At 32.3% G+C, this 17,760-nt stretch carries 15 protein-coding genes; 14 read left to right on the plus strand and 1 reads right to left on the minus strand.

The annotated features are described in order from the left end of the window. Window positions 1-49 precede the first annotated feature (49 nt). The 12 genes from AB1280_RS19070 (at window position 50) to manA (ending at window position 14,295) form a co-directional block, all read left to right on the plus strand. The gene (locus AB1280_RS19070; RefSeq protein WP_429757368.1) at window positions 50-640 is read left to right on the plus strand and encodes a sugar transferase; all 591 of its coding nucleotides are present in this window, start codon (window positions 50-52) and stop codon (window positions 638-640) included. A 37-nt stretch (window positions 641-677) separates the two neighbouring features. Beyond that, window positions 678-1,919: a UDP-N-acetyl-D-mannosamine dehydrogenase gene (wecC, locus tag AB1280_RS19075; RefSeq protein WP_429756658.1), complete on the plus strand. Its 1,242-nt coding sequence runs from the start codon at window positions 678-680 to the stop codon at window positions 1,917-1,919. Continuing rightward, window positions 1,916-2,902, plus strand: coding sequence for a glycosyltransferase family 4 protein (locus AB1280_RS19080; protein ID WP_429756659.1), 987 nt, complete (start codon window positions 1,916-1,918; stop codon window positions 2,900-2,902). The genes wecC and AB1280_RS19080 overlap by 4 nt, the downstream gene beginning before the upstream one ends. A 1-nt stretch (window position 2,903) precedes the next feature. Further along, on the plus strand, window positions 2,904-4,175 hold the full coding sequence (locus tag AB1280_RS19085; RefSeq protein WP_429756660.1) for a lipopolysaccharide biosynthesis protein: 1,272 nt from the start codon (window positions 2,904-2,906) through the stop codon (window positions 4,173-4,175). 25 nt (window positions 4,176-4,200) lie between these two features. After that, a complete protein-coding gene (locus tag AB1280_RS19090) occupies window positions 4,201-4,647 on the plus strand; it encodes a serine O-acetyltransferase (RefSeq protein WP_429756661.1) in 447 nt (148 codons plus the stop codon). A 40-nt stretch (window positions 4,648-4,687) separates the two neighbouring features. Next, window positions 4,688-6,907, plus strand: a complete 2,220-nt coding sequence (locus AB1280_RS19095) for an alginate lyase family protein (protein WP_429756662.1) — start codon at window positions 4,688-4,690, stop codon at window positions 6,905-6,907. Window positions 6,908-7,218: 311 nt separating this feature from the next. Beyond that, the gene (locus tag AB1280_RS19100; protein ID WP_429756664.1) at window positions 7,219-8,499 is read left to right on the plus strand and encodes a polymerase; all 1,281 of its coding nucleotides are present in this window, start codon (window positions 7,219-7,221) and stop codon (window positions 8,497-8,499) included. Then, a complete protein-coding gene (locus tag AB1280_RS19105; protein WP_429756665.1) occupies window positions 8,471-9,622 on the plus strand; it encodes a glycosyltransferase in 1,152 nt (383 codons plus the stop codon). Before AB1280_RS19100 ends, AB1280_RS19105 begins: the two co-directional genes overlap by 29 nt. A 10-nt stretch (window positions 9,623-9,632) precedes the next feature. After that, on the plus strand, window positions 9,633-10,730 hold the full coding sequence (locus tag AB1280_RS19110; RefSeq protein ID WP_429756666.1) for a glycosyltransferase: 1,098 nt from the start codon (window positions 9,633-9,635) through the stop codon (window positions 10,728-10,730). Then, entirely contained in the window at window positions 10,727-11,851 is a 1,125-nt protein-coding gene (locus AB1280_RS19115; protein WP_429756667.1) for a glycosyltransferase family 4 protein, read from the plus strand. Before AB1280_RS19110 ends, AB1280_RS19115 begins: the two co-directional genes overlap by 4 nt. 53 nt (window positions 11,852-11,904) lie before the next feature. Then, window positions 11,905-13,278 carry a sugar phosphate nucleotidyltransferase gene (locus AB1280_RS19120; RefSeq protein WP_429756668.1) on the plus strand — a complete coding sequence of 458 codons (1,374 nt, stop codon included), beginning with the start codon at window positions 11,905-11,907 and terminating at the stop codon, window positions 13,276-13,278. Window positions 13,279-13,347: 69 nt separating this feature from the next. Continuing rightward, a complete protein-coding gene (gene manA / locus AB1280_RS19125; RefSeq protein WP_429756669.1) occupies window positions 13,348-14,295 on the plus strand; it encodes a mannose-6-phosphate isomerase, class I in 948 nt (315 codons plus the stop codon). Between the two features lie 135 nt (window positions 14,296-14,430). Here the strand turns inward: manA and AB1280_RS19130 are convergent, their stop codons facing one another. Then, window positions 14,431-15,420 carry an LCP family protein gene (locus tag AB1280_RS19130; protein ID WP_429756670.1) on the minus strand — a complete coding sequence of 330 codons (990 nt, stop codon included), beginning with the start codon at window positions 15,418-15,420 and terminating at the stop codon, window positions 14,431-14,433. A gap of 364 nt (window positions 15,421-15,784) precedes the next feature. On the opposite strand from AB1280_RS19130, the gene AB1280_RS19135 reads away from it, so the two are divergent. Beyond that, complete coding sequence (locus AB1280_RS19135) at window positions 15,785-16,702, plus strand: LytR family transcriptional regulator (RefSeq protein ID WP_429756671.1); 918 nt, start codon at window positions 15,785-15,787, stop codon at window positions 16,700-16,702. Between the two features lie 100 nt (window positions 16,703-16,802). Then, window positions 16,803-17,627, plus strand: a complete 825-nt coding sequence (locus AB1280_RS19140) for an SGNH/GDSL hydrolase family protein (RefSeq protein ID WP_429756672.1) — start codon at window positions 16,803-16,805, stop codon at window positions 17,625-17,627. Window positions 17,628-17,760 lie beyond the last annotated feature (133 nt).

The raw sequence follows: 17,760 nt of genomic DNA on the forward strand, positions 1-17,760 counted from the left end.
TGCTACTGTAGTAAACAAACCTAGTGCTTTATATTTGTTTTTTAAAAGAATGATAGATATTGTTGGTGGAGTTGTAGGTTTGCTTATTTTTTCCCCTGTATTTATTCTTATTCCAATCCTATATATGCGAGGAGATAATAAAGGACCGGTATTCTTTAAACAAGTTCGTATAGGAAAAAATGGGAAAGTATTTTACATTTATAAATTCCGTTCGATGATTGTAAATGCTGAGCAAAGGTTAAAACAGAATGAGGTATTATATAAAAAATATATAGACAATAACTATAAACTTGAGCCAGAAGAAGATCCTCGTATTACTAGTATTGGCCGTTTTTTAAGAAAAACAAGTCTCGATGAATTACCACAATTTATTAATGTGCTTAAGGGAGAAATGAGTTTAGTTGGACCAAGACCAGTCGTGCAAGAAGAACTTAAAGAGTACGGACCTAAGAAGGCGGATTTCTTATCTGTAAGTCCTGGATTAACGGGTTATTGGCAGGTAAGTGGCAGGAGTAATGTAGGATATCCTGAAAGAGTAGATTTAGAATTACATTATGTATATAATGCTTCTTTATTCTTTGATATAAAGATTCTATTTTTAACAGTAGTAAATGTGGTATTAAGAAAAGGTGCTTATTAATTAGTTTCACTGGTTTAACACAGAAAGGATGTCAGAGATGAACGAAAAAGTTTGTGTAGTAGGATTGGGTTACATTGGATTACCAACAGCTAGTTTATTAGCAACTAAAGGGTTTCAAGTATATGGAGTAGATGTTAATAAAGATGCAGTAGAAATGATTAATAGCGGAAAAGTACACATTTATGAACCGGATCTAGATATTATGGTAAAGGCCGCTGTACAAAGTGGAAATCTAAAGGCTGGAGTAGAACCTGAAGTAGCCGATATATTTATATTAGCTGTTCCGACACCTTTTAAAGATGATCATAAGCCAGATTTAACATATGTCGAGCAAGCAACAAAAACAATAGCACCATATGTAAAGCAAGGAGATCTAGTAATTTTAGAGTCTACAAGTCCAGTAGGAACGACAGAAAAAGTTACAAAATGGATTTTAGAAGAACGGGAAGACTTAACTATAAATGAAGAATTAAATTCAAATAAAGGTGTTTTCTACGTATCACACTGTCCAGAAAGAGTACTTCCAGGACACATTTTAAGGGAGTTAGTAGAAAACGATCGTATTATCGGTGGTATTAATTCAGAATCTACAAAGAAAACGGTAGATTTTTATAAGAAATTTGTAAAAGGTAAAATACTTGAAACAAATGCTAGAACAGCAGAAATGGCAAAACTAACAGAAAACTCATTTAGAGATGTAAATATTGCATTTGCTAATGAGTTATCTATGATTTGTGATGAGTTAAATATTAATGTTTGGGAACTAATTAACTTAGCTAACCGACATCCACGTGTAAATATTCTACAACCAGGACCAGGGGTAGGTGGACATTGTATCGCAGTTGATCCTTGGTTTATTGTAGATGCTGCACCAGAGCGAGCGAAACTTATTCATATGGCAAGAGTAGTGAATGACTATAAACCAGGTTATGTAGTAGATAAGATTCGTGAAAAAGCAGATAAATTTAAAAATCCTGTTATTGCTTGTTTAGGTTTGGCATTTAAGGCTAATATTGATGATTTGCGTGAGAGTCCGGCAGTTGAAATAGTGGAGTATTTAGCTAAGCAACAATTAGGAGAAATTGTAGTTTCTGAACCTAATATTCAACAATTACCTGATAAACTAAGTAAGTTAGGGATTGAACTTGATTCTACAGCAGCTACCATTTCTAAAGCAGATATAATTGTATTATTGGTAGACCACGATTCATTTAAAGATATTGATCGTTTAACATTAAATGAAAAAGTTGTTATTGATACAAGAGGAATTTGGAGATGAACAAAAGTAAATACTTTTTGATAGGACCTTATCCCCCTCCTTTAGGAGGGGTAAGTGTCTATATTTACCGTTCTAAAAAAAGGTTAGAATCAATGGGGACTCAGGTTGAAGTAATTGATTTTTCAAGAATGTCTTCTTATGAGAAATTAAAATTTTTATTTATTACAAGCTTTCTATCGCCTTCTCATCATACATTTCATTTAGACGGTTTTAAATTTCCCTTAATGATAATGTTAATACTTAGGCCATTTAAAGCCCAAGTTATTTTACATCATCATTCAATCAGGAGATTAGATAGTCTTGGGAAACTCCAAAGATGGATTGCTAGCCTGTTTGTAAAAAAAATAGATGAATGTATTATGGTAGGAGAGCATTTGAAAGATGGTTATGTGAAAAACAATCTGCCATTACCAAAGAAGATAACTATACAATCTCCTTTCGTACCTCCTCCAATGGAAGATGAAGAAAGAATTATGGATACTTATTCGTATGAAACGAAGGAGTTTATAACAAAAGCAAGACCCCTTATAGTGGGGAATGCTTCTGTAATTACATTCCATAATGGATTTGATTTATATGGTTTAGATATAAGTATTAAGATGATTGCTAAACTAAAAGAAAAGTATGAAGATATTGGATTGATTTTTGCAATTGCAGAAATTGGTGATGAGAATTACTTTAATGAAATGAAAGAAACAATAAAGTTAAGTGGACTTGAAAATAATATTCACTTTATTACTGGACAAAAAGAATTATGGCCACTTTTTAAACATGCAAATTTAATGATACGACCAACATATAGTGATGGATACGGGATTAGTATAGAAGAGGCTATATACTTAGGGTGTTCAGCGGTTGCGAGTGATGTATGTAAGAGACCAAAAGGAACGGTACGGTTTAAAAATAGAGATTTAGATGATTTTGTAGCTAAAGTAGATGATTGCATAAGTAAGATGAATGAGGCATTGAAGGAGCACGTATAAAATGAAACATCGTTTAATAACCCTTAATAATAAGATCCGTAATAGTTTAGTCCAGTTAGGTAAAAAGGGTTTCTTTAGTCTATTACTTACTAAATTCTTAGTTCAATTTTTAGGGTTTGGAAGTATTATATTAGTTGCTAAATTTATCACTCCCGAAAGTATGGCACAAATCAGAAGTTTACAAACGTATTTAACACTAGCGGTCATAATTGGAACTTTTGGTCTAGATACGACTATATTAAAATTTTGTGCAGAAAAGCGAGATGATAGCCAGAAAGACAAAATTCTTGCTTATTCTGTGCAAAATAGCTTGTTGTTTTCTACCCTATCTATTGTGTTATTTAATATATTTTTAATATTTATCTCTAAACAATATTCGATTCATTGGAGCATATATACTTTATGTGTACCTATATTAGCTTTAACGAATATATTAATGAATTATTTATTAGCTTTAAAAAAAGTTAATAAGATGGCAAGTGTACAAGCGATTATAAAAGTACAGAGTGCATTATTTATAATCGTTGGTACTTGGTTATTTGGTGTAAAAGGTTTTATTATTGCCACCGTTTTAGGGTTAGCTATTGGATTATATCCTTTATTTAAAGAAGCAAAGCCTGCTAAGAGACTAGATGACATGAGCATAGATATACCTAAGCAATTTTGGGGAATTGCTTTTTTTAGTTTTCTAGCTAATTTTGTAAACAACATAGGGAACTATGCAGATATTATTATTATGGATAACTTTGTAACTGATCGTGTTGAAATGGGGTATTATTCGATTGCTACGATATTCCTGTTAGGTGCTACTCAAATTACGGCAACACTGCAAAGCATATACACGCCTTACTTAACAGAAAAAAGTAATAACTATAAAGATTTAAAGCAAATGGCCTTTAATGTTCAGAAAAAGGCAGTAATTTTAAGTATATTTGCAGGATTAGCAGTATACATGGTTTCTCTCGTATTTGTTCCGCTCTTTTATGGAGATGCATATAAAAGTACAATCACATACACTGGTATATTAATGATTAAATATGTATTGTATTCATCGTATGCGATTATGGGGGCTATGCTGGTAGCAATAGGGAAGATGAAAGAAAATTTTTATGTAACACTCATATCGATGCCTATTGTATTAATCAGTAATTACGTAGCTTTACAGAATTTTTCTATTATGGGAATGGCATGGGCTCAGGTATTTAATGGACTAGTGATACTGTTTCTACAGTATTTATTTGTATATAGGGTGTTAAAGAATAACACGAGATAGGTAAAAATAAAGAGGTGAGAAATCTATGTTAGATGCATATAAGCTCTATTGCATTGCTAGAAAACAGCAATTAAAGGGTAATCATAAAATAGCGAAAATAATCACGAAAATTAACAATATGTTGCATAATTCAATAATACCTCCTACTGCAGAAATAGGTAAAAATAGTTCTTTTGGGTATGGTGGTATAGGAGTTGTATTACACAGAAACTGTATAATCGGAGAAAATTGTGTTATAGGTCAGGGGTGCACCATTGGAGGACGAGCAGGACATGGTGGGCCACCAATTATTGGTGATAATGTTTATATAGGGCCAGGAGCAAGGTTATTAGGAGATTTTAAAATAGGTAACAATGTTGTTATAGGCGCTAATGCGGTTGTTATTAAAGATGTCCCTGATAATAGTGTAGTAGCAGGTGTCCCTGCTAAAATTATAAATACTGATCCTAGTAGATATTTTAGCAAGGATTAGTTCTAGCATGTAATATTTAAACATAGGAGAAGAATTTTTTATGTCTTACTATTTAAAAAAAGCGAAAGAATTAAGCCCCAAGGAACTAACAGGAAAAATAAAGGGAAAAATAAAAAATAAGCTATCGAAAAGAACAGAAGCGTTAAAAGATAGTTGGGTTCCTACATACGCCCAAACTTTAGATAGTTATGAGATAGAGCGCATATTATCAGCTCCTATAGTATATGATTTTTTAGAAACAGAGATTTTACAAATTAATGAATTATCATCATTATATTTAAAGCATCATTTTGATTTATTAGGATCTGGTTGGGTAAATATAAAATATAATATGGTCTGTAATGGTATAGAAGAATTTCAATATAAAGCACCTATAGTAGATAGCAATGAGGATATTTCATGTCTTATTAATAAGAAAAATAAGCTATATAGTAAAAAAATAAGAGATATGATAACTAGCAGCTACAGTCCAATTGACTGGCGTTTAGATTTCAAATCGGGTTACTGCTGGGATTCAAAGTTACACTATTCTCAAATTCGTTATGGTCAAGACTTAGGTGCAGACATTAAAGTTCCATGGGAATTATCACGTATGCAACATTTAGTTCAATATGTATGGGCATATATGTTAGCGAATCAAGGAAAAGAAGATTTCAAAGAGGCAGAAATATATGTGATTGAGTTTCAGGATGAAGTGTTAGATTTTATATCTATGAACCCACCTAAATTTGGAGTGAACTGGGTTTGTGCAATGGATGTTGCAATTAGGGCCGCTAATTGGTTATTAGTATATGATTTATTTAGGGCACAAGGAGTAACGTTTAGCAAAGAATTCGAAAAGGCATTTAGTCTTTCTATATATGATCATGGGAAATTTATTTACAATCATTTAGAGCGTAACGGTGAAGTGCGTAATAATCACTATTATTCTAATATTGTAGGTTTATTTTTTATTGCTGCATATCTTCCTATTACGGAGGAAACGAAGGAGTGGTTATGTTTTGCATTCCAAGAAAGTATTCAAGAAATGCATGCACAATTCTATGATGACGGTGCAAATTTTGAACATTCGACTGCATACCACCGATTATCAGGAGAATTAGCATTATATGTTACTGCTTTAGGGTATGGATTACCAGAACATAAAAAGAATATATTAAAGAATTATAGTGTAGAACAGCATAATGTAATTTGTAAGAAAAAAGATTTTAATCCTGATACAAGTTGTTTTTGGAATATAGAAGATGGTCCAATTTTCCCTGATTGGTATATGGATCGATTAGAAAAAATTGCAGAATTTACTGTAGCTATAACCAAACCGAATAAAGAGATTATACAATTTGGTGATAATGATAGTGGACGATTCTTAAAAATGCAACCCATATATCAGTTGTTGTCTGTAAAAAAAGCGAAAGAAGTATATTTGAATTTACAAAATTATAATGTACGTGACGATGAAAATTATTGGGATGAAAATTTCTTGAATCATCGTTATTTAGTAGCGGGAATTAATGCTTTTTTTGAAAGGGACGATCTTGATCGATATGTAGAGGGTCCTTCTATAGAGAATAAGATTATTAAAGAGCTAATAAAGGATCATTTTAATAAAAATGATAAAAGTAATCAACAAGTAGTGATTAATAATGGATTGGTAAAATCATTAAATAAAGAAGATGAGAAAAGAATACAGTTATTAAGAAAGCAATCACAATTTGTTGAATATATATATCCATCCAGTTCAAATTTACTAGAAAACTTAAAAGTTGTTTCTTATCCTAAATTTGGAGTATACATTTACTCTTCAAAAAATCTATATTTAGCTATTAAATGTGGGCCCCTTGGAAGTAACGGGAAGGGGAGTCATGATCATAACGACCAACTTAGTCTTGAGTTAGTGATTGATGGGAAAGAAATAATAAAAGATCCTGGAACGTATCTATATACAGCGATTCCAGAGAAACGAAATTTATTTAGATCTACGAATGCTCACTTCACTATCCAGGTCGATAATAAAGAGCAAAATGAATATTATCAAGGATTACCTGGGTTGTTTATGTTAAAAGAAGGTACAAAAAGCGAGTGTTTAGAGTTCTGTTCAATGAAATTTGTTGGATGTCATAATGGCTTCGATACGAAAGTATATAGGATAATAGAGATTATGAGTGATAAAATAGTTATCTCTGATTATGGAACTAGTCAAAGAATTACTCATTTTAATTATTATTCAAATGGTTATGGTAGAATAATTAGTTTAATTTAATATATGTTTTGAGATAAAATGATGTGGATAGAAAAGTAGAACATTTATAGAATTAACAGGGTGTTAAATAGAAAGATTATCTTTTATTGATAGTCTTGTTAATTTTTGTGTTTTTAAAATACCTTTTATTTGTTATTACAAATTGTTTTTTCTTGAAATGTTACTCGTAACTATTTTGATTTATGAAGTTTTTATATAATGATGTATTATTCATGGCACCTATAGATCAATATTTTATTGAAAAAAACGTCCTAATTATAGGTGGATTGTTTTAATAAAGTATCAATTTAAATATTTTAATTGTAGTTAGGATGATTAATTTGCAAAATCATAATGCTATTACGAACAGCTTGGTCATCAAAATATTTATATTCTTAGCAGCTTTTTTAGCTTTTTTAACACTAGAGCCTTTTTTTGTATGGGGAAATAAATTAAAAGAAGTAGTAGGGCTTGTTTATATTTCTTATTTTTCCCTAATCACCATTAGGTATAATATTATTTCTAAAAAAAATATAAAATTGGCATTTGGTGTAATTTTTTTAGTATTGCTATATAGTTTTAGATACGAAGAAGGATACAAAATTTTATATAGCTTTTTATTTTTATGTACTTTGCTAGTTCCTTTTGTGCTATTAACTAATGAAATGAAGTTAAAGATATACGATTATTTCATTAAAATAATAGCTATTTCGTATATTCCTGCAATAATTGTTGCACTGTTATTACTAATAGGTGTTGACTTGAGTTGGGATAATTTATTTAGTTATTCTACCAGTAAATCATATTATCGTCAGTATTTATGGAGTGCGAATTACGCAGTGTATCATGGTCTCTCTGAACAGTATTTCTTTTCGTTTGGAGGAAGTATCGATAGAGTATGTGCCATGTTCAATGAACCTGGTGTAGTAGGAACCGTGAGTGCTTTAATTTTAATTTCTAAGAGATTTAAATTAAATAGATTATACGAAAAGATAATTCTTATAGCGGGAATTTTATCTTTATCCATGGCATTTTATTTGTTAATTGGCTTGTATCTGCTACTAAGAAGTAAAAAATATGCCTTTTTATTTATCATTGCATATATTCTTATTTTTTCTCTTACTCCTAAAGATTCATACCTATATAATAGAATTCTCTATCGATTTGAAATTACCGACAAGGGTGTAGTTGGGAATAATCGTACCAATGATGGATTTACTTATGTATATAATGATTTTAAAAGCAGTAGTATAAGAGAACAGCTTTTTGGGATGGGCGAAAAGGAGTATTTTGATAAAGCTTTGAATTATAAATCAGATGCTTTGTCGTGGAAAACTTTCACAATTATTAATGGGTATATTCTCTTACTATTACACTCGCTATTCTTTATATATATATGCCTTAAAGAAAAAAATAAAACAGCGATGGTTTTCGCATTATTTTATTTCATGTCCATATACCAAAGACCTTTTGATTTTTCATTAGGATATTGGTTAATATTCTTTGGTGGGATTCTACTTAGTTTAAACATTCAAACGAACGAGGATAAAGTTAATAATATAGAGTTACCAAGGAGAAATTTAAATGAAAAAGAAGGCTTTGTTTGCAACTAGTAACTATTGGAATTCTCCGTTTCAAGTAGGGACACATCACATTGCTAAAGAATTAGTGAAAAAGGGCTGGGAGATTGCTTATGTTTCGGCACCTATTTCACCGGTTCATAGAGTATTTTCACCTACTAAGGAGTTTTATGACCGATATGAAGTGTATAAAAAGGGTGGAGAGATGTATGAAGATGGACAAGTTTGGTCGTATGTGCCGGGAGCATTATTAACACCCAATAATAAACCAATCTTAAGAAGTGAGTTTATATATAATAATTGGAATAAGCTTACTTCCCCTAACATTAATAAGTTAATAGATTCCAAAGGGTTTAGAAAAGTAGATTTGCTTTATTTCGATAATGGTCTTCAAAATTACCTACTAGACTTTATAGATTGTAAAAAATCAGTTTTTAGAATGGCAGATAAAAACTCTGGTTTTTCTAATCATACGAACGCATTAGGGAATGCGGAAACGAAGTTATCTCAAAATGTAGATTGTGTTTTATATACAGCTCATACATTAGAAGAGCATGTAAATAGTTTGAAGCCAAAAGATACATTATATTTTCCAAATGGTGTTAATCTAGATCATTTCTTGCAAAAGCAGGAGCAACCGATTGAATATAAATCAATTGATAAACCAATCGTTGTTTATGTAGGTGCTATAGAAGAATGGTTTGATTTTCATTTATTTAATGAAATGGCAAAAATGATGCCAGATATTGCGTTTGTAGTTATTGGACCTGATCAATTAGCGAAAGAACATATTGGTGATCGTGAAAATGTTCATATTTTAGGTAGAAGAAGTTATGATCAACTGCCGGCTTATCTTCAACATGCTAATGTAGGGATTATACCGTTTAATGTTAAAGATTATGCACACTTATTGGACTATGTGAATCCTTTAAAGCTGTATGAATATATGGTTTGTGGAATTCCAGTTGTTAGTACAAAGTGGAAAGAGCTGGAGTATATAAATAGTCCAGCTAAATTAGCTGAAAACCTAGAGGGATTCGTAGAAGCAATCAGAGAAACGGTACAAGATACTGATAAAGAGAAATATATTAGTTTTGCTAAAAAACATAGCTGGGCTAGTAGAGTAGATAATCTGCTAAAAGAAGTCCTAGAATAGGTGATTACTTGTGAAAAAAAAGGTGTTATTAATAACAGTTAGGGCAGATTATGGTGGGGGACCCGAACATGTATACCGCTTAATGAAAAATATGGATAATGATATAGAATTTTATGTTGCTTGCCCACAAGAAGAACCATATTGGGATAAGTATAAGGAATTAGTAGGTGAGGAGAAGCTAATAAAAATTCCTCATAGAAAGTTCGTCTTAAAAGCCTATTTAGAAATATTGAAATTTATAAAGGACAATAATATCGATATTATTCATTCGCATGGTAAAGGTGCTGGTATCTACAGTCGTTTATTAAAAGTTCTTGCTCCTAAGAGAGTAAAAATAGTGCACACTTTTCATGGTATACACTTAGATTATAAAAATGTAATCAATAAAGTTTATATATTAATTGAACGAATTCTATCTCGGCTTACGAATGAGTTTATTTGTGTATCAGATGGGGAACAAGATAAAGTGAATACGGTGAATTTGGTACAAAGTAATAAACTGAATGTTATTGTGAACGGTGTAGAAATTCCTAAAGATAGAATGATTAATGAAAATAAAACTTTAAAGATTGTATCTGTTACAAGATTTGATAATCAGAAAAACTCTAAGCAATCTATAGAAATAATGGAAGAGTTGATTAAAAATCCTGGTTTTGAGAATTCAACTTTAACTTTTATAGGACAAGGTTCTCAAATGAAGGAATTGCAAGAGTATGTGAATCAAAAAAATATAAATAATAACATTTTATTTTTCGGTCCAACTCAACATGTAATAAAAGAAATGAAAAATCATAATCTTTATTTGTCATCTGCTAAATGGGAGGGTATGCCACTAGCTGTGTTGGAAGCTATGTCATTAGGACTGCCAGCTGTATTATCTAGCGTTGTTGGTAATAGAGATGTTGTAGAGCATGACAAAGAAGGATATTTATACGATTTAGAAGATGTTAACGGAGCGGTTAATGGAATTATTAAGCTGCATGAGAAAGACAAATGGATGAACATGTCAAATGGAGCTAGAAAAAAGGTTATTAATAAATATAGCGTGCAGCAAATGGTAAAGTGTACAAAACAAATATATTTTAAGATTAGTGGTGTATCTAAATGAAAATAGCAATAGTACATGATTGGTTTGTGACATATGCAGGAGCTGAAAAAGTTGTAGAGCAAATGTTAGAAGTTTTCCCGGAAGCGGATCTATTTAGTCTTGTAGATCATTTAGGAGATAATAGAGAATTTATAAAGAATAAAGAAGTAAAAACTACTTTTATTCAAAAATTACCTTTCTCGAAGAAGAAATATAGAAACTATCTACCTTTAATGCCATTAGCAATTGAACAGTTAGATTTATCTAAATACGATGTTATTCTTTCTAGTTCACATGCTGTAGCAAAAGGGGTTTTAACTGGGCCAGATCAGTTGCATATTTCTTATGTACATTCGCCTATTCGCTATGCATGGGACTTACAACATCAATATTTAAAAGAATCCAATTTAGAAAAAGGAATTAAGGGATTTATTACAAAGACTATTCTTCATAAAATAAGAAATTGGGATTATCGTACTGCTAATGGTGTAGATTATTTTGTAGGTAACTCTAAATTTATTGGACGCAGAATATGGAAAGTATACCGAAGAGAGTCAGAGGTTATTTATCCGCCTGTTGATATTTCTGCATTTACACTGCATGAAAAAAAGGAAGATTTTTATGTAACTGCATCCCGTATGGTTCCTTATAAAAAAATTGATTTAATTGTAGAAGCCTTTGCATCCATGCCAGATAGAAAATTAGTTGTAATTGGTGATGGACCTGATTTTGAAAAGGTAAAGTCTAAGGCAAAAGGAAATATTGAGCTTTTAGGGTATCAGTCTTTTGAGGTGTTAAAAGATTATATGCAACGTGCAAAAGGCTTTGTATTTGCTGCGGAAGAAGACTTTGGTATTACACCGGTAGAGGCACAAGCATGCGGAACACCTGTTATTGCTTATGGTAAAGGTGGAGCAACAGAAACCGTATTAGATTTAAGTCATGAAAAACCAACAGGATTGTTCTTTAAAGAACAAACTGTAGAAAGTATTGTAAAAGCGGTAGATGAATTTGAACGAAATTATAATCAGTTTAGTTCTGCTAATTGTAGAGAAAATTCTATTAGATTTTCTCCAGAGAGATTTAAAGAAGAGCTAAAAAATATGGTAGAAGAACGATATAAGGAAAGATTCTCTAAGTGAAGGAAGTATATCCTTCACTCTTTTAATTCTTATGAAAAGGGGTAGAGATATTTATGAAATTAATATTATTATCAGGTGGATCAGGAAAACGCCTATGGCCGTTATCTAATGATTCACGTTCAAAACAATTTTTAAAAGTTCTTAAAGCGGATAATAATGAGCTACAATCTATGGTTCAGAGAGTTTGGGGCCAATTAACAGCACTTGGATTGGAGAAAAATACTGTTATTGCAACAAGTAAATCTCAAGTAGATATGATTAATAGTCAATTAGGACAAAATGTACCGATTATTATTGAACCAGAACGTCGAGATACGTTTCCTGCTATTGCTTTAGCAGCTTCTTATTTATACTCAAAACAAAACGTAGATACGAATGAAATTATCGGAGTATTACCTGTAGATCCATACGTAGAGGATAACTTCTTTGAGAGACTATTGGATTTAGAGAAAGCATTACAATCTTCAGATGCTGATTTGGCTTTAATGGGAGTTACTCCTACGTATCCTTCTGAAAAGTATGGCTATATCGTTCCTAATGTAGCGGAAAGTCATTCGAACTATATTCAAGTAAGTCATTTTAAAGAAAAACCAAAACAAGAAGAGGCAAGTAAACTCATTGAATTGAAAGCACTTTGGAATTGTGGTGTTTTTGCATTTAAATTAGATAAAATTATATCGTTATTAGATCAAAAAGGATTTCCCGTTCAATATGATCAATTATCAAAACAATATAGTGATTTACCTAAAATAAGTTTTGATTATGAAGTTGTTGAGAAAACAAAAGATATTATTGCTCTTCCTTATAATGGATCTTGGAAAGATCTTGGGACTTGGAATACGCTTACTGAAGAAATGGGAACAAATATGATTGGAAAAGGAAATATGAGTGATGAATGTGAGAGTAATCATATTATTAATGAATTAGATATTCCTGTCTCCGTGTTAGGTCTTTCCAATATTATTGTAGCAGCAAGTCCAGATGGTATTCTAGTTTCTGATAAGGAAGCAAGTCCACGAGTGAAAGAGTTAGTGGGAGATTGGGAGCAACGTCCAATGTATGAAGAACGTCGTTGGGGCTGGTACCGTGTATTGGATTATACAAAATATGAAGATGGAAATGAAGTACTAACAAAACGCATCGGCATTACAGCTGGAAAAAATTTAAGCTATCAATATCATAATAATCGTAGTGAAGTATGGACAGTTGTAAAAGGTGAAGGCGTGTTTGTGTTAAATGATAAATTTAAAGTTGTTCGCCCAGGTGATGTATTAGAAATTAAACCTAGTGAAAAACATGCTATTAAAGCCGTAACAGATTTAGAATTTATTGAAGTACAATCAGGCAGTGAATTGATTGAAGAAGATATTGTTCGAGTTTATATGCAATGGGAAGAGATTGAACAATTTTGTTATACAATAAAGTAAGTACAGAGGAATATTAAAAACAGTGCTATTTCTTATAGCACTGTTTTTTGTTTTAGAGGTGAACGTAATTTGTATAAACAGCCGTTATTTTTAGAACCGGTATTACAGGAGCGAATCTGGGGAGGCGAATCTTTAAAAGGGTTTGGTTACAAGTTAGCTTCTAATTTAATCGGTGAGTGCTGGGGGATTTCTGCTCATCCGAATGGGCATAGTGTGGTAAAGAGTGGTTTATATAAAGGAATGACCGTTGAACAGTTGTGGAATCAATTCCGTGAATTATTTGGTCATTATAATAGAAAAAAGTTTCCTTTGCTAACTAAAATTTTAGATGCAAATAAAGACCTATCTGTTCAAGTGCACCCTAATGATAAATATGCTTGTAAAAATGAACATGGTGAACTCGGGAAAACAGAGTGTTGGTATATTATCGATTGTAAGGAAGGAGCAGAAATGGTATATGGCCATTATGCTCAAACAAAAGAAGAATTTAAAGAAATGATTGCGAATGGTGCTTGGGAGCAATTGTTACGTCGTATACCAATTAAACCAGGTGATTTTTTCTATGTACCAAGTGGAACAATTCATGCACTTTGTGAAGGGACATTAGTGTTAGAAACACAACAAAGTTCGGACACAACATATCGTGTGTACGATTATAATCGTGTTGATCAAATAGGAAATAAACGCGAACTTCACCTTGAAAAAGCGGTAGAAGTTTCGTCCGTTCCTCATATTGATTATGATATAACAGTACAAGTTAATGAAGAGAACGGTGCTATCATTACTACGTATGTACAAGAAGAGTATTTTTCTGTTTACAAGTGGGAGATTCAACAAGAAGCTTCATTTCAACAGAATAAAGATTTTCAATTAGTGAGCATTGTAGAGGGTGAAGCGATAGTGACAACGGTAGATGGTAATTTTGTTATTAAAAAAGGGGATCATTTTATTTTACCTGCTAACATGGGGAACTTTGTTATAAAGGGAAATGTAATTGCAATTGTATCTCACACGTAGAATATAAGATATGTGTTGTTAACTTTTCTAGAGAAATTATTATACGTTCATCATAATAATTTTTTATTGTTCAGACTATATAAAAATGTGTGGAGAAAGCATTCTCCACACATTTTTTGTATTATTTTTAATTCGTTAGTTCATAAAGTATTGTGAAACAACTTGCTTCAATTGTTCCTTATCCATTATCAACTCATCGTTATTATTCTTTAAAATATCATCATACATAGTCTTCCATTCGCCGCCAATCTGATGATATTGCAATTGTTTTGCTGGATCAAAGTCTTTTACAGCCATTCCTAAGCTTAACATGTCTGTTGTTGTCATATTGGTTGTGATTAAGAAGTTTGGAATTTGTTTAACAAATGCTGGCAATTTCGTCGCGTTTGAAGGTTGCAGTGTTTTCTTTGCAATCCCTACTAATGCTTCCTCTTGTAATCTTTGACGATCATATTCGCCGTTTTTAAGAGAATAGCGTTCATGCACAAGCTCTGTTACCATTTTGCCATCTACTGAATGTGTACCGGCATTGATCACTTTATTTTTATTTTCAGGGTACCAAGGATGTGTAAGTTTTACATCGAACGGTACATTCATTTCGATACCACCAATTGCATCGACCATGCCTTGTAAGCCTTGGTAGTTTGTTTCTACGTAGTAGTTAATGTTTACACCAGTTAGTTCGGTAATGGCCTGTATTGCAGCTTCAACACCTTTTTGTTGGCCCTCAGTCGCTTGTTTGATGTATTGTACGCTTGTCAACTTTGTATAACCGTAGCCGTCAAGGTGTACACGTGTATCACGAGGAATACTCATTGCGTGATATTCTTTTTTATTCAGATCCATATGGACAATCATCATAGAATCGGAGTGACCGATTTTGTCGCCTTTTCGCTCATCTGAACCGATTAATAAAACATTAAAGACACCATTTTGTACCTTTGTGTTCTGACTTGGATCTGCTTTTTTATTAGAATTAGAATTGGCATTGACTACAGGAACATTTTTGAAATGGTTCTCAGGCTGCAGTTGTTTGTAGGCATACACGCCTCCACCAACAGCAAGGATGAGTATTGCCAGAAAACTGATACCAATAATTTTCCATATTTTCTTTCTTTTTTTCATAAGAGCCTCCACTGTGTTCTAGTTATCTAGATATATATAAATAAAATTGTTGAATGCATATGAAATAATTCTACTATATAATGGACATGTTTTTCTACTTTGTTTTCTTATATTTTAAATTTGTAATAAATGTGGGAAAGCATGGCATTTTTTATATGTAATAGATATAAACATTGAAGATTCAGCAAGGAAGGAAACTCTTTTGGAATAATAAAACCTGTTCGGCGTACAATAAGGGATATTACTGGGAAAGCTGATAGATTATATTATCTGTAGTTTAAAAATTCAAATTAATTGTAAATTTTTTATGTTATGATAAATGTTGTTAATAATCTATTAGTTGAAGGGAATGAAGGCATAAAAGATGAAAAAGAAAATTTTATTTTGGATTCTAGGCATTATAGGTCTTCTCGCAATTGCTGGAGGAGCTTATGCGTATCATATTTATTCTAATGTATCAAATACGTTAGAAGCAGTTCATAAACCGTTAGATCGTGAAAAATCAGAGAAGCGAGAACAAAAAGTAGATGTCGCAGATCAAAAACCGATTTCGATTTTATTAATGGGTAGTGATCAACGAAAAGATGAGACTGGTCGCTCGGATTCTTTAATGTTATTTACTTTAAATCCAAAGACAAAGTCGATGAAAATTACAAGCATTCCACGTGATTCTTATACAGAAATTATCGGGAAAGGTAAGAAAGATAAAATTAATCATGCTTATGCATTTGGCGGAATTGACATGGCTGTGAAAACAGTGGAAAACTTCCTTGATGTTCCTGTTGACCATTATATCGAAGTGAACATGGCTGGATTTAAGGATATTGTAGACGCGGTTGGCGGTGTAGATGTTTATAATGATTTGGACTTTACGATTGATGGGGTTCATTATGCAAAGGGAAATTTACATTTAAATGGTGATAAGGCTCTCTTATATACTCGTATGCGTTATGAAGATCCTCGCGGCGATTTCGGACGTCAAATGCGTCAACGCCAAATGATTCAAGCTGTAATTAAAAAAGGAGCAAATGTTTCTTCACTTGCAAACTATGGTGATGTATTACAAGCAATTCAAAAGAATGTAAAGACAAGCTTAACGCAAGAGCAAATGTTTGATATTCAAAAAAATTATAAGGATTGTACGAAAAACAGTGAAGAAGTTCAAATTCCTGGTGATGGTCATAAAGCTGAGGATGGTATTTGGTACTACTTTGTAACAGACCAGACTCGTAAAGATTTATCTAATAAATTAAGAGAACATCTTGAGCTGCCTAAGAAATAATCTTTCATAAACCCAATTACTCTTACAGTAGTTGGGTTTATTTTTACATGCTTTTATACTAATATATATGTAGTATGAGATAAACAGATGAGGTGAACGAATGAATAAAAAAGCATTACTTGTGCTTTTTGTTTTTGTGTTGTTTGTTGCTTCTGTTGTAAGCGGTAAGTTGTATTGGAATAAGAAAGTTGCCAATGCAACGCAGCAAGCGGGGGAAACGAAGCAAGAGGCTAAGGTGGAAGAAGTAAGTACACAAAAGCAAAGTGCAAAGACAGAAGAAAAAAAGCCGGAAACAAAAGTGTCCTTTAATGAAGCTTATGCAAAGAATTTACCTGATGCGGTAAAGGGAAAATTGAAGAAAGCAGCAGCTGATAAGAAGGCTGTGAATCTTGTGATTGTTGGCGATCAAGCTTCAGCGGCTAATGCTTGGCCAGCGAAGGTGACTGCTAATTTAAAGCAGGCTTATGGGGAATCACTTTGGAATGTTACTGTGAAAGAGTTTAAGGATGAAAGTACAGATGATTTAATTGCACATAAGCGCGATAAAGAAATTGCAGATACAAAGCCAGATGTGATTTTATTTGAACCGCCGTTTGTTACAGATAATAGTAAAATGGGTAACGGTAGTTCTGTAGCAAATACGCAAAAGTTTGTACAATCGTTGCAGGCAGGTGCGAAGGATGCTGTGATTATGATTCAACCGCCAAACCCAGTGTATAATGCAAAGAATTACCCGAAAGCGATTGCTGCTTTGAAACAGTTTGCTGAGCAAAACGGTTATATATATATTAATCATTGGGAAGTATGGCCAGATCCAACGACGAAGGGTATCTTACCATATTTACAAGATGAGTTTGGTTTCCCAAGTGCGAAAGGTCATGAGCTTTGGGCACAGTATGTGACGAATTATTTTGTTGCAAAATAATGATAGTTTCACAGAATAATTAGGGAATATAATAGAGGGAATTGTCGTCAATATATAGTCGATAATTTCCTCTATTTTTATTTTTGCTGTTTGTTATACTATATAAATCATAAATAAATTGTTGCTATGCATG

The sequence above is a fragment of the Bacillus sp. S10(2024) genome, from assembly GCF_050473865.1.
Lineage (GTDB): Bacteria > Bacillota > Bacilli > Bacillales > Bacillaceae_G > Bacillus_A.

Bases quoted from the DNA above. Each gene is read 5' to 3' on its own strand.
- AB1280_RS19070 (WP_429757368.1), top strand. From the start codon at position 50: ATGATAGATATTGTTGGTGGAGTTGTAGGTTTGCTTATTTTTTCCCCT.
- wecC (WP_429756658.1), top strand. From the start codon at position 678: ATGAACGAAAAAGTTTGTGTAGTAGGATTGGGTTACATTGGATTACCA.
- AB1280_RS19080 (WP_429756659.1), top strand. From the start codon at position 1,916: ATGAACAAAAGTAAATACTTTTTGATAGGACCTTATCCCCCTCCTTTA.
- AB1280_RS19085 (WP_429756660.1), top strand. From the start codon at position 2,904: ATGAAACATCGTTTAATAACCCTTAATAATAAGATCCGTAATAGTTTA.
- AB1280_RS19090 (WP_429756661.1), top strand. From the start codon at position 4,201: ATGTTAGATGCATATAAGCTCTATTGCATTGCTAGAAAACAGCAATTA.
- AB1280_RS19095 (WP_429756662.1), top strand. From the start codon at position 4,688: ATGTCTTACTATTTAAAAAAAGCGAAAGAATTAAGCCCCAAGGAACTA.
- AB1280_RS19100 (WP_429756664.1), top strand. From the start codon at position 7,219: ATGATTAATTTGCAAAATCATAATGCTATTACGAACAGCTTGGTCATC.
- AB1280_RS19105 (WP_429756665.1), top strand. From the start codon at position 8,471: ATGAAAAAGAAGGCTTTGTTTGCAACTAGTAACTATTGGAATTCTCCG.
- AB1280_RS19115 (WP_429756667.1), top strand. From the start codon at position 10,727: ATGAAAATAGCAATAGTACATGATTGGTTTGTGACATATGCAGGAGCT.
- AB1280_RS19120 (WP_429756668.1), top strand. From the start codon at position 11,905: ATGAAATTAATATTATTATCAGGTGGATCAGGAAAACGCCTATGGCCG.
- AB1280_RS19130 (WP_429756670.1), bottom strand. From the start codon at position 15,420: ATGAAAAAAAGAAAGAAAATATGGAAAATTATTGGTATCAGTTTTCTG.
- AB1280_RS19135 (WP_429756671.1), top strand. From the start codon at position 15,785: ATGAAAAAGAAAATTTTATTTTGGATTCTAGGCATTATAGGTCTTCTC.
- AB1280_RS19140 (WP_429756672.1), top strand. From the start codon at position 16,803: ATGAATAAAAAAGCATTACTTGTGCTTTTTGTTTTTGTGTTGTTTGTT.